Origin of the sequence: Streptomyces sp. H39-S7 (assembly GCF_027158205.1) — a bacterium.
Classification (GTDB): Bacteria; Actinomycetota; Actinomycetes; order Streptomycetales; family Streptomycetaceae; genus Actinacidiphila.
Map to the genome: position 1 here is coordinate 139,118 of NZ_JAPVLU010000020.1, position 25,830 is coordinate 164,947.

Genomic DNA, 25,830 nt, shown 5'->3' on the forward strand with positions numbered 1-25,830 from the left:
CGTCCGCGTCGGGGCCGCGTCGGCTGGTCAGCAGGAGGTGGCGGATGCCGTGGGTGGTGACGAGGTGGCGGGCTGCCAGCGCGCCGAGGGTGCCGGTGCCGCCGGTGATCAGAACCGTGCCCTCAGGATTGAGCGGGCGGCGTACGGGATCCTGCCCGGCGTCGGCCCGGACGAGCCGCGGTACTGACGCGACCCCTTCGTGCAGCGCGATCTGCGGCTCGCCCGTGGCCAGCGCCTGGGCGAGCGCGCCGCGACTTGCCTCGGTGCCGTCGACATCGACGAGGACGACGCGGTCCGGGTGCTCGGCCTGCGCGGTGCGGACCAGCCCCCAGACGGCGGCGGCCGCCGGATCGGTGACGGCGTTCCGGGTCAGGACGACCAGCCGGGCGTCCTCCCGCTCCGCGCCGGTGAGCCACTGTTGTACCGCGGCCAGCGCGCGGGCGGTCCGGCCGTGCACGTCGTCCGTGGCGCCGGTGAGGTCCAGGGTCGGCCACTGCTGGTCGGTGACCCGCTCCGCGAGCGGCAGCGGCTGCCACGCCACGCGGAAGAGGGCGTCGTGGTGGTCGCCGTCGCCGGGCGCGAGCCGCCCGGGGTCGAGGGCGCGGAACGTCAGTGCCCGGACGGTCGCGACCGGCGCGCCGGTGCTGTCGGCGGCGTCGACGGTGACGGTGTCGGTGTCGGTGTCGTCGCCGGTCGGCGCGATACGGATCCGCAGCCGGTCGGCGCCGGTGGCGTGCAGGGCCACGCCCTTCCAGACGGACGGCAGCAGGAGCCGGCCGGCCTCGGTCGCGGAGAGCGCCCCGAAGTCGGCGGCGTGCAGCGCCGCGTCCAGCAGGGCGGGGTGCACTCCGAACGCGGCCGCGTCCTGGACGTCCTCCGGGAGCGCGACCTCGGCGAAGGTCTCGTCCCCGCGCCGCCAGACCTTGCGCAGCCCCTGGAAGACCGGCCCGAACTCCTGCCCGGCGGTCGCCCGGCGGTCGTAGAGGTCGCCCACCTCCACCACGGTGGCGTCCTGCGGCGGCCAGACGGCGAGGGCATCGCCGTGCTGCGCGGCCGATGCGGTGGTGAGGAATCCGGTGGCGTTCCGGGTCCAGGACGCGTCGGCGTCGGCGTGGTCCTGCCGCGAGTGGATGGTGACGCTCCGGCGGCCGGCTTCGTCCGTCCCGCCGATGGCCACCTGGACGCGTACGGCGGTGAGTTCCGGCAGGACCAGCGGCGCTTCGACGACGAGTTCGTCCACCATGTCCGTACCGGCCCGGTCACCGGCCCGCAGGGCCAGTTCGATCAGTGCCGTAGCGGGGAGCAGCGCCACTCCCTCGACGGTGTGGTCGGCGAGCCACGGGTGCGTGGCGAGGGAGATGCGGCTGGTGGCCAGCACCCCTCCGGAGCCCGGCAGCTCGACGACCGCGCTGAGCAGCGGGTGCTCGGAGGAATCCAGCCCCGCCGCGTTGACGTTGCCGCTGCTGCCGGTCTCGGCGAGCCAGTACCGCTGCCGCTGGAAGGCGTAGGTCGGCAGTTCCACCCGCCGGTGCGGGCCGGCGGCCGGCGCCGGCGTCCAGTCGACCGGGACCCCCCGTACCTGGAGGTTCGCCAGCGAGGTGAGGAAGCGGTCCAGATCGCCGTCGTCCCGGCGCAGCGTGCCGGTGACGACCGGCGCGGGCGTCTCCTCGTCCTCCAGGATGTCCTGGAGGGCGGTGGTGAGGACGGGGTGGGTGCTGACCTCGACGAAGACGCGGTGGTCCTGGGCGGCCAGCGCCGCCGTGGACCGGGCGAACCGCACCGTGTGGCGCAGGTTGCGGTACCAGTAGCCGGCGTCGAGAGGCGTGCTGCCGTCGAGCCATTCCCCGTTGAGCGTGGAGTACATCGGGATGAGGGGGCTCTGCGGGGTCAGCGTCGCCAGGACGCGGGCGAGGTCGGCCTCGATGCGTTCGACGTGGCTGGTGTGGGAGGCGTAGTCGACGGGGACTTTGCGGGCGCGGATGTTCTGGCTGGTCAGGGTGGTGTGGAGGTCGTTGAGTGCTGGGGGTTCGCCGGCGACGACGGTGGATTGGGGGCCGTTGATGGCGGCGATCTCCAGCCGTCCGGCGTACTGCTGGATGCGGGTGGTGACGTCGTCGAGGGGGAGGGGGATGGACATCATGCCGCCGTGTCCGGCGAGTCCTGCGGCGATGGCTTGGCTGCGCAGGGCGACGACTTTCGCGGCGTCTTCGATGGTGAGTGCTCCGGCGACGCAGGCGGCGGCGATTTCGCCTTGGGAGTGGCCGAGGACGGCGTCGGGGATGACGCCGTGGGAGCGCCAGAGGGCGGCGAGGGAGACCATCATGGCGAAGGAGACGGGTTGGACGACGTCGACGCGGTCGAGGGTGGGTGCGCCCTCCACCTGGCGGATGACGTCGGTCAGTGACCAGTCGATGTGGGGGGCGAGGGCTTGTGCGCACTGCTCGATCGCTGACGCGAACACAGGCGAACTGTCGAGGAGCTGGGCGCCCATGCCCGTCCACTGCGAGCCCTGGCCGGGGAAGACGAAGACCGTCCTGCCGTCCGCGTCCGCCGTGCCCGTCACCACGTTCGACGCGGGCTCGCCCAGACTGAGGGCCTCCAGGCCCGCCAGCGCGTGCGCGTGGTCGGTCGCGGTGACGACCGCGCGCTGCTCCAGTGCCGCGCGGGAGTTCGCCAGCGCGTGGGCGACGTCGTCGAGCCCGGCCCGGTCGGCGCCGTCGCCACCGGCCTCCAGGAGGTCCAGCAGCCGGCCGGCCTGGGCGCGCAGCGCCTCGGGAGTCCTGGCCGACAGCGGCAGGGCCACCGGTCCCGCCGGGCGTTCCTCGTCGCGGGGGATCTCCTCCACGACCGGGGCCTGCTCGATGATGACGTGGGCGTTGGTGCCGCTCACGCCGAACGCGGAGACGGCGGCGCGGCGCGGCCGGTCGGTCTCCGGCCAGGGACGGGCCTCGGTGAGCAGTTCCACCGCGCCCGCCGACCAGTCGACCTTGGTGGAGGGCCGGTCGACGTGCAGGGTCCTGGGCAGCACGCCGTGCTGGATCGCCATGACCTGCTTGATGATCCCGGCGACGCCCGCGGCCGCCTGGGCGTGGCCGATGTTGGACTTCAACGAGCCCAGCCAGAGCGGCAGGTCCGGGTCGCGGTCCTGACCGTAGGTGGCGAGCAGCGCCTGCGCCTCGATGGGGTCGCCGAGCGTCGTGCCCGTGCCGTGGCCCTCGACCGAGTCGACGTCCGCCGACGACAGATGGGCGTTGGCCAGTGCCTGCCGGATCACCCGCTGCTGCGAGGGACCGCTGGGGGCGGTGAGGCCGTTCGAGGCGCCGTCCTGGTTGATGGCGGAGCCGCGGATGACCGCCACCACCGGGTGGCCGAGCCGCTGGGCGTCCGAGAGCCGCTCCACCAGGAGCAGACCGACGCCCTCGGCCCAGCCGGTGCCGTCCGCCGCCTCGGCGAACGCCTTGCACCGGCCGTCGGCGGCGAGCGCCCGCTGCCGGGAGAACTCGACGAACGAGGTGGGCTGTGACATCAGCGCCACGCCGCCCGCCAGCGCCATCGCGCACTCGCCGTTGCGCAGCGACTGCGCCGCGAGGTGGATGGCGACCAGCGAGGACGAGCACGCGGTGTCGATGGTGAGGGCGGGGCCTTCGAGGCCGAGGGTGTACGAGACGCGGCCGGAGGCGACGCTGCCCGCGGTACCGGTGGCGAGGTAGCCCTCCAACTCCTCGGGCGCCTGGTCCACATGGGTGCCGTAGTCGTGGTACATCACCCCGGAGAACACGCCGACGTTGCCGCCGCGCAGGGTGGCGGGGTCGATGCCGGCCCGCTCGAAGGTCTCCCAGGACGTCTCCAGCAGGAGCCGCTGCTGCGGGTCCATCGCGACGGCCTCGCGCGGTGAGATCCCGAAGAACTCGGCATCGAAGTCGGCCATGTCGTAGAGGAAGCCGCCCTCGTGGACGTAGGACGTGCGGCGCCTGCCGCCGTCGGGGTCGTACAGCTCACCGAGGTTCCACCCGCGGTCCTCCGGGAAGTCGGAGACGGCGTCGACGCCCTGCTCCACGAGCTGCCACAGCTCCTCGGGCGAGGTGACCCCGCCCGGCAGCCGGCAGGCCATCCCGACGATCGCGATCGGCTCGTCGGAGCCCATGACCTCCGGCTGCAGCTCCTCGGGCGCGGTCTCGACGCCCAGCAGCAGGTTGCGGAGCTGCTGCGCGACGGCGTTCGGCCGGGGGAAGTCGAAGGCCAGGGTGGCGGGCAGCTTGAGCCCGGTGCCCTCGGTCAGCCGGTTGCGCAGTGCCACCGCGTGCAGGGAGGTGAACCCCAGGTCCTTGAAGGCGCGTTCCGCGCCGACCGCGGTGATCCCGCCCAGCTCGCGGACCCGGGAGGCCTCGGTGCGGACCATGTCCAGCAGCAGCCGGAACTGCTCGGCGTCGGAGAGCCGGCCCAGCCGCTTGCGCAGCGCGTCGGCGCGGTGTTCGTCGGCGCCCGCGGAGCCGGGCGTGGTGTCGATCAGGCCGCGCAGCAGCGGCGGGACCTCGCCGGTGGCGATGCGGGCGGTGTCCAGGGCCATCGGGAGCAGGAACGGGCGGCCCGCCAGGTGCGCGGCGTCGAACATGGCCAGCCCGGCGCGGGTGTCCAGGGTGCCGACTCCGGCGGCCGGTGTGCGGCCTGCGCCGTCGGACCGGTCGGCGGCGTCCGGGTCCGCGCCGTTCGCCGGCCCGGTCCGCTCCCACGGACCCCAGGCCAGGGAGAGGGCGGGAAGGCCGCGGTCAGCGCGGTGCTGGGCCAGCGCGTCGGCGAACGCGGTGTAGGCGGCGCGCTCGCCGTCGCCCGCCGCGCCCAGGACGCCGTCGGCCGAGGAGTGCAGGACGAAGGTGGCCGGGGTGCGGGCGAGGGTGGTCTCGTGCAGGTTCAGCAGCGCCGAGACCGCGGACTCCAGCGGGCTCTCGGGACGGTGCGCGACGGCCTCCTGCCAGGCGTGGGCGTGCACCACCGCGCCCAGCGGGCGCTCGGCGCGGTCCAGGAGGACGGCCAGCGCGGCCCGGTCCGTCAGGTCGCAGGCGGCGGGTACCACGGTCGCGCCCAGCGCCGTCAACTCGCCGTGCAGGGCCGCGGTGCCGTAGTCCGCCATGCCGTGGGCGCTGATCAGCAGGATGTGGCGGGCGTGGTGCGCGGAGACCAGGTGCCGGGCGAGCGCGGCGCCCTGCGGGCTGTCGGCGCCGGTGACGACGACGGTGCGCTCCGGGTCGACGACCGGGGGAGTGGCGGGGTCGGTGGTGTTGGGCACCCGCGCCAGCCGCGGCTGCAGCGGGATTCCCGCGCGCACCGCCAACTGGGTCTCGTCCGAGGTCAGCGCGACGGCCAGGGCTGTCGGCAGTGCGTCGCGCGACTCCTGGGTGTCGTCGAGGTCGAGCAGCACGATCCGGCCCGGATGTGCTGCCTGCAGGGAGCGGACCAGGCCCCACAGCGGTGCGTGGGCCAGGTTCCGCAGGTGCTCCCGGTGGCCCGCGACGACGGCGCCGCGGGTGGCCACCGCCAGCCGGGTGCCCGCGAGGCGGCTGTCGGACAGCCAGGAGTCGACGGCCGCGGCGAGCTCGCGCACCGAGCGCCGCACCGACCCGGCGAGGCCGCCGGCGGGGGGCGGCGCGACGTCGGGGAGGAGGACCACCGCGTCCGGCACCGGGTCACCGGCCGCCTCCGCGTCCGCCAGACGCGCCGCCAGGGCGGTGGTCAGGGCGTCGGCGTCGGCGCCGGTCACGGTCCAGTGCGCGGGGTGGTCGCCGGGCTCGGGAACGGAGGGCAGCGGAACCCAGTCGACGCGCAGCAGCGACTCGAAGTGGCTGCTGTTGGCGGCCCGCAGCCGCATCGGCTGCTCCAGCAGCTTGTGCCGGGTGATCTTCCCGGACTGGGTGCGCGGTATCCGGGCGATCTCGTAGAGCTCCTCGGGTACCTTGAAGTACGCGAGCTTCTCCCGGCAGGCGGCGTAGAGGAGTTCGGGGTCGAGCCCCTCGGGGCCGGGGACCAGGAACGCGACGGGGACCTCGCCGAGCACGTCGTGCGGGGTCCCGACCACCGCGGCGTCGGCGACACCCGGCACGGTGCGCAGGACCTCCTCGACCTCCAGGGGGTGGATGTTCTCCCCGCCGCGGATGATGAGTTCCTTGATGCGGCCGGTGATGGTGAAGTAGCCCGCATCGTCACGCCGGGCCAGGTCACCGGTGCGGTACCAGCCGTCCTGCAGCGCCTCGGCGGTCGCCAGCGGGTTGTTGTGGTACCCCGTCATGACGTTGGGGCCGCTGACCCAGACCTCGCCCTCCTGGCCGGTGGCCACCTCGGCCCCGGTCCTGGTGTCGACCAGCCGCACGGTGACGCCGGGGACGGGCAGCCCGCAGGAGCCCTCCACCCGGGCGCCGGTGGGCCAGTTGATGGTGATCGAGCCGCAGGTTTCGGTGGAGCCGTACGCGTCGAGCAGCGGGGCGCCGTACGCCTTCTCGAAGGAGTTCCGCAGGGCGGCCGTGGTGACGGCGCCGCCGACCAGGCACATCCGCAGCCGCGGTGCCTGGAAGCCCTTCCGGGCGGCGGCCCTGACCAGGTAGTGGTACATCGTGGGCACCCCCGCCAGGAAGGTGGAGTTCTCCTCCTCCAGCGCCCGCAGGACGTCGTCCGCCGAGAAGCCGTCGACGATCCGGGCGGAGGCGCCGACCGCGGTGACGCCCAGCACGCACACGATGTGCGACAGGCTGTGGAAGAGCGGCAGCGGCCACAGCACCCGGTCCTCGGAGGTGAGTCCGGGTATGGGCGCGTAGCAGGCGGCGACCGACCAGAGGCCGTTGCGCTGGGTGGAGAGCACGCCCTTGGGGCGGCCGGTCGTGCCCGAGGTGTAGAGCATCCAGGCGAGGTCGTCCAGCCCGAGGTCGTCCCGGGCCGGTACGGCCGGGTCGGTGCCGGCCAGCGTCTCGAACGCCACGGTGCCCGCGGGCGCGTCCACCGGGATGCCGGTGCCGCCGGTGACCACGATGCGCACGGTGCGGCGGTCGCCGAGCACCTGGCGGAGCTGGCCGAGGTGCGCCGCGTCGGTGATGACCACCCGGGCGCCACTGTCGTCGAGGAAGTAGCCCAGTTCGGAGTCGGTGGACCGCGGGTTGAGCGGCACCCCGATGGCGGAGGCCCGGGTGATGGCCAGGTAACTCTCCACCGTCTCGACGCAGTTGCCGAGGTAGATGACCGCCCGGTCGCCCGGCTGCAGGCGCAGCGCCGCCAGGTGCCCGGCGATGCGGCCGGTGCGTTTCTCCAACTCCGCGTAGCTGACGTCGCGCCGGGAGTCGCTGAAGGCGACCTTGTCCCCGAAACGGTTCGCATGCTCCTTGAGCAGTTCCGGCAACGGTCGGATCAGCTCGGTACGCAGCATGTCAACACACCCCTCGATACGGACTGACGACGCGAATCTCGCAGTACTCAGTCTCGTCGATCGAGGAATTACCGGAACCCCTGGAAGCCCCCCTAAGAGAACCCTGACCTGAGCTGTCATAAAACTCGGATGACTGTTCAAAAGAGGGGGTGCGCCTACTACGTCTACTATCCATACATACCCGGATCCGTCAAGGATACTGGGGTAGTGAAGCGGGTCGAGAAAGAGTAAATTCAGCCTTCTCCGCATGGGATCACGGCTAAAAACGAAGTGAGGAAATCCGTCATGACGTACAGCTGGATCTTCTGCCGCGTCCCCGCTCCCCAGCGGGCGGACGGACGCGGTGGTGTCACCGCGGGAGTGCCACCCACACTCCCTGACCTGGTACGTGGCTTCCGAGGCACGGACGCCGACAGCCGGTGGTTCTTCCGCCGCATCGACCACCCGACAGCGCCTGCCCTCGCCCTGTGGTTCGGCGGCGGCACGCGCACACTGCGGGAAATTGAGGAGCGAATACAGCTGGAATACGCGGTGGCCGGCCGCCCGATCGAATGCGAATACCTGCCGCAGCGGGCACCGCACCACGCGCACGCCTGCGATATCGAATTCACCGACGATCTCTCGACGGCATCGAGTGACCTGGCCATCGAGGTGATGCAGGGCAGCGGATACACGCCGGATGAGCAGCTGGCACTGGCCATTCTTCATATCCGTCACCTGGTCGCCCTCGTCCCGGAAAGGGAACGCCGGGCATTTCTCTTCCAGTGCTGGCAGGCCTGGACCGAGAAACTGACTCCCGACCAGCGCACCGAACTGTCCGGGCAGGCGGAACTGGAGGAGTCGGCGGCGCTGTTCGCCGTGCTGGCGCCGCCGATGCCGACGGCCGTCGCGGACCGCTGGTACCGCTACCTGGTCACCCTGCACCGGGTCACCACCGGCCAGTGGGCCACCGAGGGCGCACCGGTCAACTACCACCTGTTCGACCACGCCCATCTGACCCATGGCCGACTCGGCATCCCCGCCGTCACGGAGGCGCTGGCCGCCCGTCTGGTGCGGGCGTCACTCAGCCCCTCGGGCCGCGACCAGCTGCCGCTGGCCGTTCCCGCCGCCGCGCTGCAGACGGCATGAGCCGGATGGATCGCGAGGCCCTGGACAGGGCCGGGTCCGACGACGGAGAGGAGACACGATGAGTGCGGCACAGGCACCCCGACAGGTATCCCGGCAGGCACCCCAGAGGGCACCCCACCGGCAGGTGGAGGTCGCCCTCGGCGGCGACCGCGGGTACACCGTCCACATCGGGCCGGGGGTGCGCGAGCTGCTGCCGGTGGTGGTGGCGCGGCTCGGTGCCGCGCGGGCGGTCGTGGTCTCGGCCCGGCCCGCCGGCACCGTGCCCGACCCGGGAGTGCCCACGCTGTGGCTCGCGGCACGGGACGGGGAGCAGGACAAGACCCTGGAGACGGTGGGGGAGCTGTGCCGGGAGTTCGCCCGGTTCGGCCTCACCCGCGGTGACGTCGTCATCTCGTGCGGCGGCGGCACCACCACCGACACCGTCGGCCTGGCCGCCTCACTCTTCCACCGCGGCGTCCCCGTCGTGCACCTGCCCACCTCGCTGCTGGCGCAGGTGGACGCGAGCATCGGCGGCAAGACGGGGGTGAACCTTCCGGAGGGCAAGAACCTGGTCGGCGCGTACTGGCAGCCCAAAGCGGTGCTGTGCGACACCGACCTGCTGCGGACGCTGCCCGACGCGGAGCGGGTGAACGGCTACGGGGAGCTGGCGCGCTGCCACTTCATCGGCGCCGGCGACCTGCGCGGCCTCCCGCTGCACGAGCAGATCGCGGCCAGCGTCTCCCTCAAGGCGGCGGTCGTGACCGCCGACGAGCGGGACACCGGGCCGCGTCACATCCTCAACTACGGCCACACGCTGGGCCACGCGCTGGAGCTGGCGACCGACTTCGCCCTGCGGCACGGTGAGGCGGTGGCGATCGGCACGGTGTTCGCCGGCCGGCTCGCCGGGGCGCTCGGCCGGATCGGCGAACGGCGCGTCGCCGAGCACCTGGAGGTGGTGGAGAGCTACCGGCTGCCCACCGCGGTGCCGGCCGGTCTCGACCCGGGGGACCTCGTCCGCTTCATGCGCCGCGACAAGAAGGCGAGCCGCGGGCTGGCCTTCGTGCTCGACGGGCCCAGCGGTGTGGAACTGGTGCAGGACGTCCCCGAGTCCGTCGTCGCCGGCTGCCTGGCGGCGATGCCGCGCACCGGCACGGGACCCGGGGGGTAGGCGCCGCCCGTTCGGCGTGGAACGCAAGGATTGGCCCGGACGTTGCAGCGTCCGGGCCAACATGCGTTCGTGGGTGCGGGGAGGATCAGCCCACCGGCACGCTGGCAGGGCAGAGCACCAGCAGGTCCGCGGGCCTGCGCAGCACCGCCTGGGGACCGGCCGCCAGCAGGGCGGCCTCGTCCGTGTCGGCCCACATCGCGGCCACGGCCGCCACCCCGGCGCCGTGGGCGCTGGCCAGGTCGGTCACCGCGTCGCCGACCATCACGGCCTCCGAGGGAAGAGCGCCCATCAGGGACAGGGCGAGCTCCACCATGTCGGGCGCCGGCTTGGGACGGGCCACCTCGTCGGACCCGATCACGTGCTCGAACATCGGGAGCACGCCCATCTGCCGCAGGAGGTCGCGGGCCCGGGGGCCGCTCTTGCCGGTGGCCACGGACATCTTGATGCCGCGGTCACGCAGTTCCGACAGCAGTTCGGCGACGCCGTCGAAGAGCCGCACCTGCCCGGTGAGCCGGTAGCTCTCGCGGACGAAGGGCTCCTCCATCTCCAGCGGCAGGTTCATGATCCGCATGATGTCCGGGAAGAACCGCCCCAGATGCTTGTTGTACTCCGCGAACGGCGCCTCGCCCGGACCGCAGACCTCCGCGTACGCGGTCGTGAACGCCTGGCGCATGACGTCGTAGCTGTCGACCAGTACCCCGTCGAGGTCGAAGACCACCGCCCGTATGCGATGGCCCGCGAACAGCGCGGGATAGGTCCATGGGTCACCCGTCGGGTTCTGCTGCATGACTGCTCCCCGTGTTCAGTAGAGAGGGATACGCGTCCGTGCGTCCGGTCCGGATCGCGGAGCGGGCATCGGCGCGGGCCTTGTGGGCCGAGCGGTAGATACGTTCGATGACGGAGATGGTGCGGCGGACCTCCTCGACGGTCCTGCCCTTGCCCGCGGGATCGGCGAGCAGTGCGGGAAGGTCGTCGAGCTGCCGGAGGTACTCCGCGCCGATCTCCTCGTCGGGCAGCGCCACCTCGGTGGTGACCCCGTCCTGGACCCGGGTCAGCGTCGACCCGTGTCTGCGGTTGGGACTGAACCCGAAGGTGCAGCGCAGCGTCGCGGTGCCGTCGCTGCCGTCGACCCGCAGCAGGGTGACGTCGTGCGGTTCGTGCGAGGCCCAGCTCGCCCTGATCGCCACCGACACCCCGTCCTCGGTCACCAGGAAGCCGCGGGCGGTGTCCTCCACGTCGCCGTCCTCCTGCCGGCCGGCCGGCTGGTCGCGCCGCCAGGCGGCCCGCGAGGAGTCGTTGTTGACGAAGTCGTCGGAGACCGTGCCGACGGCCTGGTCGAAACCGACCGGGCCCAGGATGGGACCGATGGTGTCGAGCAGGTGCCAGCCCAGGTCGAGCAGCGCCCCGCCGCCCGCGAACTGCCGCTGGGTGAACCAGCCGCCCGCGTTCGGCACACCGCGGGCCCGCACCCAGGACAGCTCCACGTGGCGGATCTGCCCCAGGTCCTTGGCGATGACCTCCCGCAGTACCTGGATGTCCGCGCGGTACCGGGCCGCGCTGCCCGCCAGCAGGACGCCGCCGGACGCCGCCTCCGCCGCCGCGAGCTGCTGCGCCTCCGCGGAGTTGAGGCAGACCGGCTTCTCCAGGAAGACCGGGATGCCCATGTGCAGCAGCCGGCACGCGACCGCGCTGTGCAGGTGGTTGGGCACGGCGACGACCGCGAGGTCGACCGCGCCGCGGTCCAGCTCCGCCACGTCGGCCAGCAGCCGGGTGCCGGTCCTGCCGTGGGCCACCTCGGCCCGCGCCGCCGGACTCGGATCGACCACGGCGGTCACCGCGAACGACGGATGTTCGCGCAGCCGCGGCAGCCAGATCGACTTCGCGGCCCACCCCAGGCCCACCACGGCCGTACGGACCGGGGCGCCTGTCGGCCCGGTCGGCCCGCGGCCGGTCATGCGCGGGTGACGACGTCGGCGACCGCGGCGGCGATCTCGTACATCTGCTGCTCGGTGCCGAGCAGGGTGCGGTGGTGCAGCCAGACGCAGTCGGCGTTGATGGCCTCGGTGTTGGGGCACCGGCGGGCCAGCTCCTCGACGGTCTCGGCGGGGGCGGCCGTCTCCCAGAAGCCGTCGGAGCGGTAGATCGCCCGGAAGGCGATGAAGGCCGGCAGACCGCGCGCGACCAGCTGGTCGACGAGCTCGTTGCGCTTCTCCTCGGCGATCCCGGGGATCCGGAACATCGACATGTAGTGCGGATTGACGGTGCACCGCTCGTCCTGGGACTGCGGCACCACGCCCGGGATCTCGGCGAGCAGCCGGGCCAGCAGCGGTGCGCGCTGCTCGCGGGTGGCGATCTGGCCGTCCAGCCGGGCGAGCTGGGCGCGCAGTACGGAGGCCGAGAACTCGTTCATCCGGAAGTTGGAGCCGGAGGTCTCGTGGAAGTACCTGCGGTCGGTGCGCGAGCGCCCGCAGCTGTGCCGCAGGAACGCCTCCTGATAGGACGCCTCGTCCGGGAAGAGCACCGCGCCGCCCTCGCCCGCGGTCATCAGCTTGCCGTTCTGGAAGCTGAACGCCGCGATCGAGCCCAGCTCGCCGACCTTCTGGTCCTGCCACTGCGCCCCGTGGGCGTGGGCCGCGTCCTGCACCAGCGGCACACCGGAGTCGGCGGAGAGCTTGGCCAGCGCGTCCATGTCGGCGAAGTGGCCGGCCATGTGGACGGGCATGATGGCGCGGGTCCTGGGCGTGATGGCCGCCTCGGTGGCCGCCACGTCGATGCAGTACGTGTCGGGGTCCACGTCGACGGGGACCGCGACGGCGCCCAGCCGCTGGGCCGCCTGGGACGAGGAGATGAAGGTGAACGCGGGGACGATGACCTCGCTCCCGGGCCCGACCCCGGCCACCTGCAGCGCCAGTTCGAGGGCGTGGGTGCCGTTGGTGACGGCCAGCGCGCGCACCGCGCCGTGGTGCTCGGCGAACTCGCGCTCGAAGGAGTCGACTTCGCTACCTCCCATGCGCCACCACTGGCCCTGGTCCAGAGCGCGTACCAATCCGGTCCGCTCCTCGTCGCCGAACTGCGGCCAGTGAGGAAGGTCCGAGAACTTCTGCGCACGATCATTCATGATGATCTGTTCCTTCTTTCGACGATTAACACGGCCTGGAGGACTGGAAATCGACCGCCGCGGCGCGATAATCTTCTGCGGTCGCCACGACGCCGGAGCATTCCGATCCGGGTAGATATCACGCTACCTCGGCGAAGACGACACTTCCCATCCCCTACCGGGTCCCCTCTTTCCCCCTTACGTTGCGGAGAAGAGGTTCCGTGATTCCCGTTCGATCAACGCTTCCTGATACAAAGTCAATGGGGCATAGCCCGTGCCCGTGAATCCCGAACCGCTGCGCGAGGTGAATCATGAGCGCGATACTCCTGCTGAACGGGCCCAACCTGGGAATCCTGGGGCAGCGTGAGCCCGAGGTGTACGGAACCGACAGCCTGCTCGACATCGAGGAGGCCATCCAGGAAGAAGTGGCCGGCCGGGACTGGAAGGTGACCTCCTTCCAGAGCGACACGGAGGGCGACCTGGTCCGCACGCTCCACGAGAGCTACGACACGGTCGGCGCGATCGTGAACCCCGGCGCCCTCATGATCGCGGGCTGGAGCCTGCGCGACGCGCTGGCCAACTACCCGCGCCCGTGGATCGAAGTGCACCTCTCGAACGTCTGGGCCCGCGAGCAGTTCCGCCACGAGTCGGTCATCGCCCCCCTCGCGGACGGGGTGGTCGTCGGACTCGGGGCACTGGGCTACCGCCTCGGGGCCCGCGCCCTGCTGGCGCTGGTCAGCGACGTCAGCGACAAGTGACCGTCGGACCCCACCGGACCGACCCCTTCCCCCAGGAGTGACACATGCAGGGCACGGCCACCGGCAGTCAGGCCTGGATCCGGCGCTACCACCCGGCTCCGGACAGCCGTATCCGCCTGGTCGCGCTGCCGCACGCGGGCGGCTCCGCCACCTACTTCCACCCGCTCTCCGCGGCGCTGGGCCCCGAGGTCGAGACGCTCGCCGTCCAGTACCCCGGCCGGCAGGACCGCAGGCACGAGACGCCCGTCCAGGACATCGGCGCCCTCGCCGACCACGTCGCGCAGGCGCTGCTTCCCTACACCGACCGCCCGCTGGCCCTGTTCGGCCACAGCATGGGCTCGACCATCGCCTTCGAGGTCGCCCGCCGGCTGGAGCGCGACGGCAGGGCGCCGGTGGCGCTGATCGCCTCGGGCCGCCGAGCGCCGCGCACGGACCGGCGGGAGGGGCTGCACCGACTCGACGACGCGGCGATCCTCGCCGAGGTGCGGCTGCTGGGCGGCACGGACGAGGTGATGCTGCGGGACGAGGAGCTCGTCCAGCTCACGCTGACCGTGCTGCGCAACGACTACCGGGCCGTCGAGACCTACCGCTGCGAGCCGGGCGCGATGCTCGGCTGCCCGGTCACGGTGCTGGTGGGCGACGACGACCCGAGGGTCTCGCTGGAGGAGGCGCGGGCCTGGGCCGAGCACACCACCGGCGCCTTCGCCCTGCACGTCTTCAGCGGCGGCCACTTCTACCTGGCGGAGCACCAGCAGGCGGTGACCGGGCGGCTGCTGGCCGTCCTGGAACCCCATCTGCGGTGACGCCGCGCAGATCACTCCGCGACGTAGGTGTTGTGGCTCCAGTCGAAAACGTGCAGCGGACGGCCGTCCAGTTCCTCCACATCGACGGTCGGGTAATAGTGCTCGTAACGGTTTCCGAGGAATATCTTCAGGACGTCCTCGGCCGGATCCTTGACGTGGAAAAGGCGTTCATCGACGGGCTTGCCGCCCATGGACCCGCCACGCAGGATGGTGTTCACGTTTGCTGGCTGCATATTCCCCAACTCCTGTGAAAGAAGGCTTGGAATCAATGTATGAGCCGTACGTCACAGCCGGAACCCCCTAACTCACCCTTGAGTTCCGATGCGCGGAGCGCAGGGCGCGGACCGCATGGAAAGGGCTGACAGAATTTCCGTATCCGATTCGCTGGAGGGCAGCATGAGGTATCTGGGCATCGACGTCGGCGGTACCAAGGTCGCGCTCCGCCTCGAAGGCGCGGGGGAGCAGGGGGAGCCGGAGGAGGCCGTCTTCCGCTGGCCGGCCCCCGGCGACACCGCGCGCGACCTGGCCGCCCTCGCGGCGGGCATCGCCGGGCTGCGGGAGCGCCGGCCGGGCCCGGTGACGGCGGTCGGGGTGGCGATGCCCGCGACGCTGGACGGGACCGGGCGTGTGGTCACCTGGCCCAACAGGCCCTCCTGGGAGGGGCTGGCGCTGCGTGCGGAACTCTGCGCGCTGCTGCCTGACGTCCCCGCGCCGGGTATCCGCACCGCGGACGACGGTGATCTCGCCGCGCTGGCGGAGGCCGAGGCGGCGGGAGTCCGGAACCTGGTCTACCTCGGGGTCGGCACCGGGGTCGGCGGCGGCCTGGTGCTCGACGGGCGGCTGTGCCCCGGCCCGGAGCGCGGCTCCTGCGAGGTCGGCCACCTGGTCGTCGACCGGGCGGGGCGGCGGTGCGACTGCGGGCGCAGGGGATGTGTCCAGTCGGTGGCCTCGGGCCCGGCGATCCTGCGGCGGGCGGCCGAGCTGCGCGGCGGGGACGTCCCGTTCGCGGAGCTGGGGCCCGCCCTGGAGGCGGGGGAGGAGTGGGCGCTGGAGGCGGTGCGGGAGAGCGCGTCCGCGCTGGCGTCGGCCGTCATCGGCCTGAGCGAGCTCACCCATCCGGAACTGGCCGTCATCGGGGGCGGGTTCGCCGCCGCGATCCCCGGCTTCGTGCCGGCCGTCGCCCGGCAGGTGGAACGCCTGGAGCGGCCCGGCGGGCCGCGGGTTCCGGTGGCGGAGGCGCGGCTCGGCGGCCTCTCGTCCCTCTACGGCGCGGTGCTGCTGGCGCGGGGGATCCGTTCCGGCGGCGCGGACCGCTGAACGCGGGCGCGCGGGGTCACGGACGGCCGTGGCGACGCGGCGGCCGCACCCGGCGGCCGGCGTGCGTCACCGTGCGCGTTCCGGTGCAGCGGCCGGTCGGCGCCGGGATCGTCCGGGTCCACTGGGGCTCCGGGCGGGTGACGGGCGCGAGGGCCCGGTCCTGGTTGAGGATCGAGCGCTCCAACTGCTGGAGCTCACGGCCGGGGTCGAGCCCGAACCGGTTGAGCAGCGCCGCCCGGGTGCGCTGGTACGCGGCCAGCGCGTCGTACTGCCGGCTGCACTGGTAGAGCGCCAGCATCAGCAGTCCGCACAGCCGCTCCCGCGTCGGCTCCGCCGCCGCCATGGCCTCCAGTTCGCCGAGCAGTTCATGGTGCCGGCCGAGGTCCAGTTCGATCCGTACGCAGTCCTCGAACACGGCCAGCCGAGCGTTGCGCACCACGTCGAGCTCGGGCCAGGCGATACCGGTCTCGGTCAGATCGGACAGGACGGGCCCGCGCCACACGGCCAGTGCCGCGCGCAGCGAACGCACTGCCGACTCGGCCTCGCCCGCCGCCAGTTCGGTCCGGCCCTGCTGCTCCAGCCGGCGGAAGCGCGTCAGATCCAGGCACTCCTCGTCGATGCGCAGCCGGTAGCCGGGAGCGCAGGTGTCCAGGGACGCCGTACCGCCGGGGCCCGCGTATTCGACGATGAGTTTGCGCAGCCCGGAGATCGCGTTCTGAATCATCTTCCGCGATGTCACCGGTACGTCGTATCCCCAGAGCGCACTCACCAGCTTGCTGGTGGGAACGACCGTGTTCGCGTGCAGGAGAAGGAATCCGAGAGCACTTCGCTGATTGACGCCACCCAAAGGGATTTCGGCGTCTCCCGCGAATGCTTCCAGGGGTCCCAGGACATTGAATCGCACACTCACTCACTCCAGTCCGCGACGGCCTGATGGTGCGCACTTCCCCGCACGACCCGACGCGGCAGGGTGGTAGGTCGACGGCCGACACGTACCGACCATCTCGTCCCCCTACAGTAAACAAACCGATCGACCCGTTTGTCAATGCACAGGCGCCTCCGTCTGGGCGCGTTGCTCCGGCCTCTGTATGTCAACTCTTTGACCTGCGAAGATGTAGAGCCCATTGATCCGGTCGAGAGGGTTGTGGCCGCTCGTCCAAGATCCACCGACTGCCCGGAAGGCGCTTGGAAGCTCCCGGAACCGCGCCCCGTGAGGCGATGGGCGGACGGTTCCCGCGCAGTGGGCGCAGGGACACCTTCACCCCCTGAGGGGTTGCTAGCTTCCGAGTTGCCGCCAAATGCGGAGTGCGCCGAGCCGATTCTCCGGCCGTGTCGTTCGAACGGGAAACCTGCATACAACGGGAGGTGGCCAGTGGAACTGGTCGAGCGTGCAGAACACAACGAGGAAATCAATCGACTATTGGCGGAATGCGCTCTGCGGAAGGGCCACGTGGTTCTGCTCGACGGGCCCTCGGCGAGCGGGAGAACGGAACTGCTGCGCCGGGTCGCGGAACGCGCTGCCCTCGCCGGCGGACCCGTCCTGCACGCCTCGTGCTCCCGCGCCGAACGAGCGCTCCCCTACAGCGTGCTGGGCCAGCTCTTCCGCAGCGCCACCGTCCCGGACAGCGTGGCCGCCGAGGCCGACGCGTTGCTGCAGCGCGCCACGCCCGGCACGGCCGCCGACGGAACCGATCCGGAGCACATCGGGCCGGAGACGGCCCGGCTGCTCCACGAACTCGTCCGCCTGCTGCTGCAACTCGCCGACGACGCAACCTTGTTCATCGGCATCGACGACATCCAGCACGCGGACCCCAGGTCCCTCGACTGCCTGCTCTACCTCGCCCGCCGGCTGGGCTCCGCCCGCGTCCTCGTCGTCCTGACGGGCAACCCGGAACTGCAGCCCTCCCACCCGACCTTCCGGGCCGAGCTCCTCGACCAGCCGCACGCCCGCCGCCTCCCGCTGGCGCCGCTGTCCGAGGCGGGAACCGCCCAGCTGCTGTCCGCGCACTTCGACGCCGCGACGGCGGAGCGGCTCGCCCCGGAGTTCCACCTGTGCAGTGGCGGGAACCTGCCCCTGCTCCAGGCGCTCATCGAGGACCACGCCGTGTCCGGCGGCGTTCGCAAGGAGGGCTACGGCCGGTCCGTGCTGCGGCAGTTGCGCCGGGGCGACGCGGTGCTGCTGCGGACCGCGCGGGCGCTGGCGGTGCTCGGCGAGGCGGCCGCACCCGACCGCACCGGCCGGCTGGCCGGCGTCGAGCCGCAGCAGGCGGAGCACGCCGTACGCCTGATGGCCGCCGCCGGGCTGCTCAGTGGCGGCACCTTCCGCAGCGAGGTCGCCCGCATCGGCATCGTGGACGATCTGCCCCCGCGGGAGCGGGCGGAGCTGCACGGCCGCGCCGCCGAGATCCTCTACGAGCAGGGCGGTCCCGCCACCCAGGTCGCCGGACTCCTCGTCGAGGCAGGCCGGGCGCCGCAGCCGTGGGCCATGGGCCTGCTGCTCGAAGCCGCCGAGCAGAACCTGCTCGCGGGCCGGACGGAGCAGGCCGTCGCGGCGCTGGAGAGCGCGCACCGGCACAGCGTCCAGGACAGTCCGGAGCGCGCGGCGATCGAGGCGAGACTCGTGCGGGTGCGCTGGCGCGCCGACCCCGCGGCGGCCGACCGGCACCTGGAGTCGTTGACCGTCGCCGCCCACGCCGACGCGCTGGACGGGCGCGACAGCGTCGCCCTGGTCCGCCAACTGCTGTGGAACGGACGGGCCGAGGCCGCCGACGACCTGCTGGAGAAGCTCCGCACCACCACCATGGAGCCGCACAGCGAAGCCGCGGCCGAGCTGCACGACACCGAACTGTGGCTGGCCTGGACCCATCCGACGCTCGCCCGCCGGCGGCAGCCGCAGCCCGGCGCTCCCCGCCCGGCCGAGGGCGCGCCCGCACCGCAGCAGGACCCGTGGTGCCGTCCGACGGCGCTGCTGGCCGGCGCGCTGGTGACCGGCCGCAGCCACGAGGTGGCCGGGCAGGCCGAGCAGATCCTGCGCGACGGGCACGCGGTGCACGGCGACGCCTGGGCCGAGGAGCCCCTGCTCCTAGCCCTGTCGGTACTGACCTCCGCGGGCCGCTCCGACTCCGTCGCCGCCTGGTGCGACCGGCTGCTGAGCGAGCCGTACACGCCGTACTCGCCGACGCGGCTGGCGCTGCTCTCGGCGGTCCGGGCGGACGCCGCCGTCCGGCTCGGCCAGTTGTCCACGGCGGTCGACCACGCCCAACTGGCCCTCGACCACCTGACGCCCACCGCCTGGGGGGTCGCGATCGGCTTGCCGCTGAGCAGCCTGATCATGGCCAGTACCCGGCTGGGCCACTACGACGAGGCCGCCGGCTATCTCGCCCGGTCGGTGCCCAAGGCGATGTTCCAGAGCCGGTACGGGCTCTCCTACCTGCTGGCCCGCGGCCACCACCACCTCGCGACCGAGCACTTCCACGCCGCGCTCGCCGACTTCCGCTCCTGCGGTGAACTCATGCGCCGCTGGGGCATCGACGTGCCGGGGATCGGCCCCTGGCGCACCAGCGCCGCCGAGGCCTGGCTGAAACTGGGCAACCGCGAGCAGGCCAGGCGGCTCGCCTACGACCAGCTGGGCCGTCCCGGCACCACCGGGTCCGAGGCCCGCGGCACCGCACTGCGGCTGCTGGCCGCCACGAGCCCCGCCGAGCGCCGCCCGCAGATGCTGACCGAGGCACTCGACCTGTTCGAGGAGTGCGGCGACCAGTACGAGCAGACCCGCGCGCTGGCCGATCTCAGCGACGCGTACTACCAGGTGGGCGACAGCCGGCGGGCCCGGATGCACTCGCGCAGGGCGCGCCATCTGGCGGGCATGTGTGGCGCCACCTCACTGAGTCAGTCGCTGCTGTCGCTGCCAGACGAGCCCGACGACAGCCCGTCGGTGGCGGAGTCCGCCGCCGAGTCCGCGTCGCTGACCGGTTCGGAGCGCCGGGTCGCGGCGCTGGCCGTGCGGGGCTACACCAACCGTGAGATCGCCGCGAAGCTCTTCATCACCCCGAGCACCGTCGAGCAGCACCTCACCCGTATCTTCCGGAAGCTGGATGTGAAGTGCCGCAGGGATCTGCCGGTCGAACTGGGAGTGGGCGGCGCCGAGGTACTGGCATCGAGCGGCGGCGCGGCGTAGCGGCGGGCGCGCACGACCGGGAACGCGAACGGCGCCGGGGGCCAGAGCCCCCGGCGCCGTTCCGCGTCGTCGGTGTCCGTCAGGTGCGGTGGAGACCGGCGAGGTGCCGCCGGTACCACGGGGCACTCGCCGCGAACATGGCGGCGAAGCCGAGTCCGGGCGCGAGCCCGAGGTGCTGCCAGATCCGGCCGCTCTCGTACCAGTGGTCCCGCGTGAGCAGGCCGTGCTGATGCGCGGAGAGCTCCGGCAGCACCCGTGCGGTCAGTTCGCGGTGCGCCGCGTGCGGCAGGTCGGTCTCCGGCGGGCGCACCTCCAGGTTCCTCGACAACTCCGCGACCAGGGCGCGGAGCACCGTCGGCCGGGGGTGGTTGACGTGGTAGACGGAGTCGAGGTCCTGGTGCCAGGTGCGGCCGGCCAGCCCGGAGACCACCCGGGCCAGGTCCTGCACCGCGATCAGGGACGTCCGGGCCGTCCCGCCCTCGGGCCAGACCGGGACCTTCCGCAGGAGCCGGCACAAGGTGGGGATGAACCACCGGTCGCCCGGCCCGTACACCAGGTTGGGCCTCAGGACGATGCCCCCTCCGCTGAGCACCGCCTGCTCGGCCCGTCTGCGGGAGGCGCTGGCGACCGACGCCGGGGCGGGGGTCAACTGCGCCTCCGTGGAACCCCGGTGGGGTCCTGGCCCGTACACGGACGCGGTACTGACGTAGACGACCCGGTTGGTTCCGGCCCTGTAGGCGTCCTCGAGCAGGGCTCGAGTGCCATGGTCGTTAATTGCTGTACACAGGTCGGGATCCCTTCCCACGTAGGAGGCGAGGTGGAGCACGGTATCCGCGCCGTCGCAGCTGCCCCGGAGCGTGGTTCCGTCGCGCAGATCACCGGCGGCCCGCCGGACTCCCGCGGCTTCCATCCAGCCGGGAAGCGGGCGGCGTGACAGCACGCGGATGTCGGTCCCGGGGGTTCCCGATCCGTTCGGTGCCAGGAGTTCCCGCAGCACCGCGCTGCCGATGAAACCGGTTCCCCCCGCGATCAGAACTGTCCCGCGCTCAGTCGGCAAGGACCGTGACACCGCAGGTCGCGGCGGTGACGCCGCCCTGGTCGAAGCGGACGGAGACCTTGTTCAGGCCGACGGGTCCCGGGGGTTCGAGGACGGTCGCGGTCACCAGGCAGGCGCTGTCGAACTCGACATAGTGGGTGAACGTGGCGTCGCAGGCGAGCGCGAGGCCGCCGGGCCGCTGGAGGGTGGCGAGCGCCGCCTGGCGGGCGGCCTCCATCACGGCCATGCCGGGGACGTGGTCCACCGGGTGGTCGAAGAGCACGGGGTGGTCGGGGTCGGCGCGAAGCGTCCACACCCGGTCGACACCCGTGTCGCCCAGCACCACGTCGTGGTCCCAGCGGCGGCCGACGAGCTCGGGGGCCACCGGTTCCGGAAGGACCCGCAGCGGCACGGCGTCGGACTTGTCGCCCCGCAGCCTGCGGTACGTGGCGTCGGAGACGCAGCTCAGCGCCATGCGCGTCGAGCCGATGACCCGGCCGTCGCGGATGCACTGCGCCTCGACCGAGAAGGCGCCGACCAGCTTGCCGCGGCGCTTGATGTTCCGGCACTCGACATCGAGCAGGACATCCGCCGGCCGGTCGGTGAGGACCGCCCCGTCGACGTCGAGGTCGTAGGACGTGCTGTGGGAGAGGAAGTGGTACCCGAGCGGCAGCTCGAAAGCGTCATGGGCTATGAGAAGGACTATCTGCCGAATCGTTTCCGCAAGCAGTACGGGGTCGTGCCAGCGTCGGCGGACCGGACCGTAGTAGCTGTGGCTGCGGGGCCACTGGGCCCCGATCCTGAAGGTGTCCTGACCGGTCTCCTGGATGCCCGTGAGGAGCACCTCCGAGACCGCGGACCGGTGGACGAACGTACGGGGCACTGTTCTCAGAAAGAGGTCGGGCTCCCCGGTATCACCTGGGGAAAGTTCCGACCGGTCGGCTGTAACGGACATGCGCATCTGGACTCCTGTACGTGTGTTGAACAGGGCAAATGTTGAGCATGTGCTCGGCGCTCGGTTGGTGTGGCGAGCGAAACAATACCAGCTAGTTGGTTTTTTGACGGGAGTGTGGGAACAATTGACGACGGTAGGGCTCGCGGTCACGGGCAGGCACGGGAGAAGCCCGGATCGCGTGCCGCCCTCGATCCATGGAGGTTGTGATGGCCAGACAGGAACGCGCGGAAGTCACCAGGGAGGCAATCCTTGACGGCGCGGCCAGGGCCTTCGACGTCGCGGGCTTCCGGGGGACGAGTCTGAGCGACATCGTCAAGGAGGCGGGGGTGACGAAGGGGGCGCTCTACTTCCACTTCGCCTCGAAGGAAGCCCTCCGCGAGGCCATCATCGCCGAGCAGTTCGCGGTGTGGAGCCCGTTCCAGAACGTGGAACGACCCGGGGTGCAGACGGTGATCGACCTGCTCCACAGCATGGCGAAGAGCCTGCAGGAGAACGAGCGGGTGCGCGCCGGCATCCGGCTGGTGGTCGAACAGAGCACCCTGAGCGGTGCGAACCCCACGCCCTACATCACCTGGATCGACCTCTTCCGCAACTGCCTCGCGCAGGCGCAGGGCAGGGGGGACGTCAAGCCCGAGGTCGACGTGGACTCGGTGGCGAAGTTCATCGTCGGGTGCTGGACGGGACTGCAGCTGACGTCGGAGGTGCTCACCGGGCGGCAGGACCTGACCCGGCGCACCTCGGACATGTGGATGCTCCTGCTGCCCGCCCTGATCCCACCGCGCCGGCTGCAGCGCTTCCTGGCGGACGGCAGCCCGGAGGTCTTCGCGCCGGCGCCGCCCGCCGGGCCGGGTGCTACCGGGCCGGCGCCGGCAGGCACGTCGCGTCGCATTCCACAGGCGGCGTCGTCCTGAACCTTCCCACCTGATCCGCGGGTGCGATGGCCGGGAGCAGGATGTCCCACAGCTCCGTCAGCCGCCGTGACGCGTCGTCCGGCGGCACGCCCAGCCAGGACAGCGTCTCCACGCACGACACCACGGCGCTGGCCAGCACCTCCGTCGACGTCTGGACCAGGCCGGGGCGCAGTTCCCGGTGCTGCGCCGCGGTGCGCAGCAACTGCCGGATCGCCTCGCGCCAGGCACGGTAGAAGTCCAGCGGCGACGGCGGTTCCTGCCGGGGCCGCTCCCGCTCGATGCGGATGCTCGCGCGGAGGGACGGCTCCGCGGCCAGCAGGCGGGTGAGCCCGTGCGTGGAGTCGATGAGCGCCTGCAGCGGTGACCCGCCGTACTGGCCCAACTCCTCCATGAGGTCGTCGAACAGGTCGCGGCTGTGCCGCTGGACCGCGTCGGCGAGCTGCTCCTTCGAGGAGAAGTGGAAGTAGAACGCCCCCTTGGAGACCCCGGCCGCCTTCGTGATGGCGTCCAGGCTGGTTCTGGCGTACCCCATGCCGTCGAACTGCTCCGCCGCGGCCCGCACGATCCGCCGCAGCGTGTACTCCGCCCTTTCCTGTCTGACCACTTGCCGCCTCCACGGGCCGTCGTCACGCGCGTCCACGCCGAGTCAGCCATCTGATTCCAAAATAAAACCGGTCGATTGGTATGTCAAGTTGTGTGCGAGCCACCTCGGACACCCGGCGCGGCGGATGCCCCGCAGGCCATCGCGGCCGGGGCCTTGGCGGACCGGGCTCCGGCGGGCGAAAATGCCGATCATGAACAGTGACCTCTTCGCCGCTGAGAACATGACCCAGCCGGCCACCGAGCCCGGTATGACCCTGGAGAACCCCAAGTCCATCAAGTACGCCGTCAACGGCGAGTGTTACGCCCGCCAGGGGGCGATGATCGCCTTCCGCGGCAACCTCCAGTTCGAGGTGAAGGGCCAGGGCGTCGGCAAGTTCCTCAAGCGCGCCTTCACCGGCGAGGGGCTGCCCCTGATGTCCGTGCGCGGCCAGGGCGAGGCGTGGTTCGCGCACGAGGCGGCCAACTGCTTCGTGATCAGCCTGGACCAGGGCGACGCCATCACGATCAACGGCCGCAACGTGCTCTGCTTCGACACCACGCTCGAGTACGAGATTAAGGTCGTGAAGGGCGCGGGGATGGTCGGCGGCGGCCTCTTCAACAGCGTCTTCACCGGCCACGGCCGGCTCGGCGTGATCTGCGAGGGCAACCCCATCATCATCCCCGTCAGCCGCCAGTCGCCGGTCTACGTGGACACCGACGCCGTCGTCGGGTGGAGCGCCCACCTGGAGACCTCCGTGCACCGCTCGCAGAGCTTCGGCTCGATGCTGCGCGGCGGTTCCGGGGAAGCGGTGCAGCTCATGCTGCAGGGCGAGGGGTTCGTCATCGTCCGGCCGAGCGAGGCCAAGGCGGTCCAGCCGACCGCCCACTGACGTGCGGCCGCCGGCCGCCGGCCGCGGCGAACCCGGCGGCCCGCGCGCTCAGTTCGCGCCGCCGGCGCCCCGATCCTCCAGGTGGTGGCCGGGCCAGGACGGTGCCCCGGGCCGGTCCTGAGGCCCGGACACCGCCCGCTGGGCCGCCCGCGCCAGGGAGCGCCGGTCGTGGTGGGCGCCGGGCGGAATGGGCGGCAGGACGCTGACCTCGGCGACGAGGCCGCGGGCGGCGGTCACCCGCAGCAGCGAGGCCACCAGCGTGTCCTCGCCGACGAACGCGGCCGCCGTGGCCGGACCCGCGCCCTGGAGCCGGTACCGGATCAGCACGGGCTGCACGGCGACGCCCGCGTCCAGCGCCGCCTGGAACACGGCGGGCCGGAAGCGCCCCTGCCGCCGGCCGCACCAGGTACTGCCCTCGGGGAACACCACGACCGGGATCCCCGCGCGCAGCACCGAGGCGATCCGGGCGACCGTGCCCGGCAGGGCCCGCAGCCGGTCGCGTTCGATGAACAGCGTGCCGCCGCGGGACACCAGGGCGCCCAGCACGGGCCAGGACGCGACCTCGCTCTTCGCGAGCATCCGGGCCGGGCGGACTGCGGCGACCAGGGGGATGTCCAGCCAGGAGATGTGGTTGGCGACCACCAGCACACCACCCGCGGGGGCACCCTCAGCCGCACCGGACACCCGGATGGTGACCCGCACCCCGAAGGCGGCGGGCACCGCCCGCGCCCAGGCGCGGGTGAGCCGGTCCCGCAGCGCCGGACGGCAGCAGCGCACCAGCGGCGCCAGGGCGAGCCCGACGGCCACCACCGTGATCCCCGTCGCGCAGCGCGCGGCCCGGCGCGGCAGGCCGACCTCCGCGTGGGTCCCGGCCAGGCAGTGCCCGGGGGTGCAGGGCGCGCTCGGCAGCCAGTGCGGGACGACCGCCGCGGGGGCCGCGGGTGCGGGGCGCGTCAGGACCCTCATTGCGCGGGGGTGAGCGAGAGGAAGTGCCGCAGGTAGCGCGGGTCGGTGCGGCGCAGCGACAGCAGGACGTACAGGTCGGCGACGCCGAAGTCCGGGTCGTGCGCGGGCTCCCCGCAGACCCAGGCGCCCAGCCGCAGATAGCCGCGCAGCAGCGGCGGCAGGGCGTTGCGGCCGCCGGGACGCGGGCGTTCGATGCCGGTCGGGTCCCAGGCGCGCAGCGGCCGCACCCGGTACTCCTCGGGCGACAGGTTGTGCGCCCGCACGGTGTCCCACACCCCGGCGGCGGCCGTCCCGCCGTCGGCGAGCGGCACCGAGCAGCAGCCGGCCAGCCAGTTGTGGCCGGTCCGCACCAGATAGCGGGCGATGCCCGCCCACATCAGGCTGATCACCGCCCCGTCGCGGTGGTCGGGATGGACGCAGGACCGGCCGACCTCGACCAGGTCGCCGCGGATCGCCGCGTGACGGGAGAGGTCGAACTCGCTCTCCGCGTACAGCCGGCCGGCCGCGGCGGCGCGCTCCGGCGGCAGCAGCCGGTAGGTGCCGACGACCGTGCCCGTGCTGTCCTCGCGGACGATCAGGTGGTCGCAGTGGGCGTCGAAGGCGTCGATGTCCCAGCCGGGCTCGGGGGAGTCGAGCAGCGCGCCCATCTCACCGGCGA

At 72.4% G+C, this 25,830-nt stretch carries 19 protein-coding genes; 8 read left to right on the forward strand and 11 right to left on the reverse strand.

The window, feature by feature from the left end:
- Positions 1 to 7,405, reverse strand: a 7,405-nt coding sequence (locus O3X23_RS20955; RefSeq protein WP_269272984.1) for a type I polyketide synthase, incomplete at its 3' end; no start/stop codon positions are given.
- Positions 7,406 to 7,690: 285 nt separating this feature from the next.
- Here O3X23_RS20955 and O3X23_RS20960 point away from each other — a divergent pair.
- Both O3X23_RS20960 and O3X23_RS20965 read left to right on the forward strand, forming a co-directional pair.
- Complete coding sequence (locus tag O3X23_RS20960) at positions 7,691 to 8,533, forward strand: lantibiotic dehydratase C-terminal domain-containing protein (RefSeq protein ID WP_269272985.1); 843 nt, start codon at positions 7,691 to 7,693, stop codon at positions 8,531 to 8,533.
- Positions 8,534 to 8,591: 58 nt separating this feature from the next.
- Positions 8,592 to 9,680, forward strand: a complete 1,089-nt coding sequence (locus O3X23_RS20965; protein ID WP_269272986.1) for a 3-dehydroquinate synthase — start codon at positions 8,592 to 8,594, stop codon at positions 9,678 to 9,680.
- Positions 9,681 to 9,765: 85 nt separating this feature from the next.
- On the opposite strand, the gene O3X23_RS20970 is transcribed toward O3X23_RS20965, so the two are convergent.
- From O3X23_RS20970 to O3X23_RS20980, 3 genes are read right to left on the reverse strand one after another with little or no spacing between them, the layout of a single operon-like run.
- Positions 9,766 to 10,467, reverse strand: a complete 702-nt coding sequence (locus O3X23_RS20970; RefSeq protein WP_269272987.1) for an HAD-IA family hydrolase — start codon at positions 10,465 to 10,467, stop codon at positions 9,766 to 9,768.
- Positions 10,445 to 11,635, reverse strand: coding sequence for a Gfo/Idh/MocA family protein (locus O3X23_RS20975; RefSeq protein WP_269272988.1), 1,191 nt, complete (start codon positions 11,633 to 11,635; stop codon positions 10,445 to 10,447). The genes O3X23_RS20970 and O3X23_RS20975 overlap by 23 nt, the downstream gene beginning before the upstream one ends.
- Positions 11,632 to 12,798 carry a DegT/DnrJ/EryC1/StrS family aminotransferase gene (locus tag O3X23_RS20980; protein WP_269272989.1) on the reverse strand — a complete coding sequence of 389 codons (1,167 nt, stop codon included), beginning with the start codon at positions 12,796 to 12,798 and terminating at the stop codon, positions 11,632 to 11,634. The genes O3X23_RS20975 and O3X23_RS20980 overlap by 4 nt, the downstream gene beginning before the upstream one ends.
- Before the next feature lie 290 nt (positions 12,799 to 13,088).
- On the opposite strand from O3X23_RS20980, the gene O3X23_RS20985 reads away from it, so the two are divergent.
- Positions 13,089 to 13,535 carry a type II 3-dehydroquinate dehydratase gene (locus O3X23_RS20985; protein WP_269272990.1) on the forward strand — a complete coding sequence of 149 codons (447 nt, stop codon included), beginning with the start codon at positions 13,089 to 13,091 and terminating at the stop codon, positions 13,533 to 13,535.
- Between the two features lie 44 nt (positions 13,536 to 13,579).
- The gene (locus tag O3X23_RS20990; protein WP_269272991.1) at positions 13,580 to 14,338 is read left to right on the forward strand and encodes a thioesterase II family protein; all 759 of its coding nucleotides are present in this window, start codon (positions 13,580 to 13,582) and stop codon (positions 14,336 to 14,338) included.
- Between the two features lie 11 nt (positions 14,339 to 14,349).
- On the opposite strand, the gene O3X23_RS20995 is transcribed toward O3X23_RS20990, so the two are convergent.
- Entirely contained in the window at positions 14,350 to 14,571 is a 222-nt protein-coding gene (locus O3X23_RS20995) for a DUF5988 family protein (RefSeq protein WP_269272992.1), read from the reverse strand.
- Between the two features lie 163 nt (positions 14,572 to 14,734).
- Between O3X23_RS20995 and O3X23_RS21000 the strand changes: the two genes are divergently transcribed.
- The gene (locus tag O3X23_RS21000) at positions 14,735 to 15,655 is read left to right on the forward strand and encodes an ROK family protein (protein ID WP_269272993.1); all 921 of its coding nucleotides are present in this window, start codon (positions 14,735 to 14,737) and stop codon (positions 15,653 to 15,655) included.
- Between the two features lie 16 nt (positions 15,656 to 15,671).
- Here O3X23_RS21000 and O3X23_RS21005 read toward each other — a convergent pair whose 3' ends face one another.
- The gene (locus O3X23_RS21005) at positions 15,672 to 16,379 is read right to left on the reverse strand and encodes an AfsR/SARP family transcriptional regulator (protein WP_269272994.1); all 708 of its coding nucleotides are present in this window, start codon (positions 16,377 to 16,379) and stop codon (positions 15,672 to 15,674) included.
- Between the two features lie 648 nt (positions 16,380 to 17,027).
- Between O3X23_RS21005 and O3X23_RS21010 the strand changes: the two genes are divergently transcribed.
- The gene (locus O3X23_RS21010) at positions 17,028 to 19,832 is read left to right on the forward strand and encodes a helix-turn-helix transcriptional regulator (RefSeq protein ID WP_269272995.1); all 2,805 of its coding nucleotides are present in this window, start codon (positions 17,028 to 17,030) and stop codon (positions 19,830 to 19,832) included.
- A 79-nt stretch (positions 19,833 to 19,911) separates the two neighbouring features.
- On the opposite strand, the gene O3X23_RS21015 is transcribed toward O3X23_RS21010, so the two are convergent.
- Entirely contained in the window at positions 19,912 to 20,889 is a 978-nt protein-coding gene (locus O3X23_RS21015; RefSeq protein WP_269272996.1) for an NAD-dependent epimerase/dehydratase family protein, read from the reverse strand.
- The gene (locus O3X23_RS21020) at positions 20,879 to 21,751 is read right to left on the reverse strand and encodes a ScbA/BarX family gamma-butyrolactone biosynthesis protein (protein WP_269272997.1); all 873 of its coding nucleotides are present in this window, start codon (positions 21,749 to 21,751) and stop codon (positions 20,879 to 20,881) included. Before O3X23_RS21020 ends, O3X23_RS21015 begins: the two co-directional genes overlap by 11 nt.
- A 278-nt stretch (positions 21,752 to 22,029) precedes the next feature.
- Here O3X23_RS21020 and O3X23_RS21025 point away from each other — a divergent pair, with 278 nt between their 5' ends.
- Positions 22,030 to 22,734, forward strand: a complete 705-nt coding sequence (locus O3X23_RS21025; RefSeq protein WP_269272998.1) for a ScbR family autoregulator-binding transcription factor — start codon at positions 22,030 to 22,032, stop codon at positions 22,732 to 22,734.
- On the opposite strand, the gene O3X23_RS21030 is transcribed toward O3X23_RS21025, so the two are convergent.
- Positions 22,676 to 23,338 (reverse strand): ScbR family autoregulator-binding transcription factor, encoded by a 663-nt coding sequence (locus tag O3X23_RS21030; protein ID WP_269272999.1) that lies wholly within the window; start codon positions 23,336 to 23,338, stop codon positions 22,676 to 22,678. The two genes, O3X23_RS21025 and O3X23_RS21030, sit on opposite strands and share 59 nt — an antisense overlap.
- A 190-nt stretch (positions 23,339 to 23,528) precedes the next feature.
- Here O3X23_RS21030 and O3X23_RS21035 point away from each other — a divergent pair, with 190 nt between their 5' ends.
- A complete protein-coding gene (locus tag O3X23_RS21035; protein ID WP_269273000.1) occupies positions 23,529 to 24,206 on the forward strand; it encodes an AIM24 family protein in 678 nt (225 codons plus the stop codon).
- A gap of 48 nt (positions 24,207 to 24,254) precedes the next feature.
- Here the strand turns inward: O3X23_RS21035 and O3X23_RS21040 are convergent, their stop codons facing one another.
- The gene (locus O3X23_RS21040) at positions 24,255 to 25,172 is read right to left on the reverse strand and encodes a lysophospholipid acyltransferase family protein (protein WP_269273001.1); all 918 of its coding nucleotides are present in this window, start codon (positions 25,170 to 25,172) and stop codon (positions 24,255 to 24,257) included.
- A partial coding sequence (locus O3X23_RS21045) for a GNAT family N-acetyltransferase (protein ID WP_269273002.1) occupies positions 25,169 to 25,830 on the reverse strand: 662 nt, incomplete at its 5' end. The genes O3X23_RS21045 and O3X23_RS21040, both read right to left, overlap by 4 nt.

What these genes read in the sequence shown, in the direction of transcription:
- O3X23_RS21035 (WP_269273000.1), top strand. Translation starts at nt 23,529, where the DNA reads ATGAACAGTGACCTCTTCGCCGCTGAGAACATGACCCAGCCGGCCACC.
- O3X23_RS20960 (WP_269272985.1), top strand. Translation starts at nt 7,691, where the DNA reads ATGACGTACAGCTGGATCTTCTGCCGCGTCCCCGCTCCCCAGCGGGCG.
- O3X23_RS20985 (WP_269272990.1), top strand. Translation starts at nt 13,089, where the DNA reads ATGAGCGCGATACTCCTGCTGAACGGGCCCAACCTGGGAATCCTGGGG.
- O3X23_RS20970 (WP_269272987.1), bottom strand. Translation starts at nt 10,467, where the DNA reads ATGCAGCAGAACCCGACGGGTGACCCATGGACCTATCCCGCGCTGTTC.
- O3X23_RS20990 (WP_269272991.1), top strand. Translation starts at nt 13,580, where the DNA reads ATGCAGGGCACGGCCACCGGCAGTCAGGCCTGGATCCGGCGCTACCAC.
- O3X23_RS20980 (WP_269272989.1), bottom strand. Translation starts at nt 12,798, where the DNA reads ATGAATGATCGTGCGCAGAAGTTCTCGGACCTTCCTCACTGGCCGCAG.
- O3X23_RS21000 (WP_269272993.1), top strand. Translation starts at nt 14,735, where the DNA reads ATGAGGTATCTGGGCATCGACGTCGGCGGTACCAAGGTCGCGCTCCGC.
- O3X23_RS21005 (WP_269272994.1), bottom strand. Translation starts at nt 16,379, where the DNA reads ATGATTCAGAACGCGATCTCCGGGCTGCGCAAACTCATCGTCGAATAC.
- O3X23_RS21025 (WP_269272998.1), top strand. Translation starts at nt 22,030, where the DNA reads ATGGCCAGACAGGAACGCGCGGAAGTCACCAGGGAGGCAATCCTTGAC.
- O3X23_RS20965 (WP_269272986.1), top strand. Translation starts at nt 8,592, where the DNA reads ATGAGTGCGGCACAGGCACCCCGACAGGTATCCCGGCAGGCACCCCAG.
- O3X23_RS20975 (WP_269272988.1), bottom strand. Translation starts at nt 11,635, where the DNA reads ATGACCGGCCGCGGGCCGACCGGGCCGACAGGCGCCCCGGTCCGTACG.
- O3X23_RS20995 (WP_269272992.1), bottom strand. Translation starts at nt 14,571, where the DNA reads ATGCAGCCAGCAAACGTGAACACCATCCTGCGTGGCGGGTCCATGGGC.
- O3X23_RS21040 (WP_269273001.1), bottom strand. Translation starts at nt 25,172, where the DNA reads ATGAGGGTCCTGACGCGCCCCGCACCCGCGGCCCCCGCGGCGGTCGTC.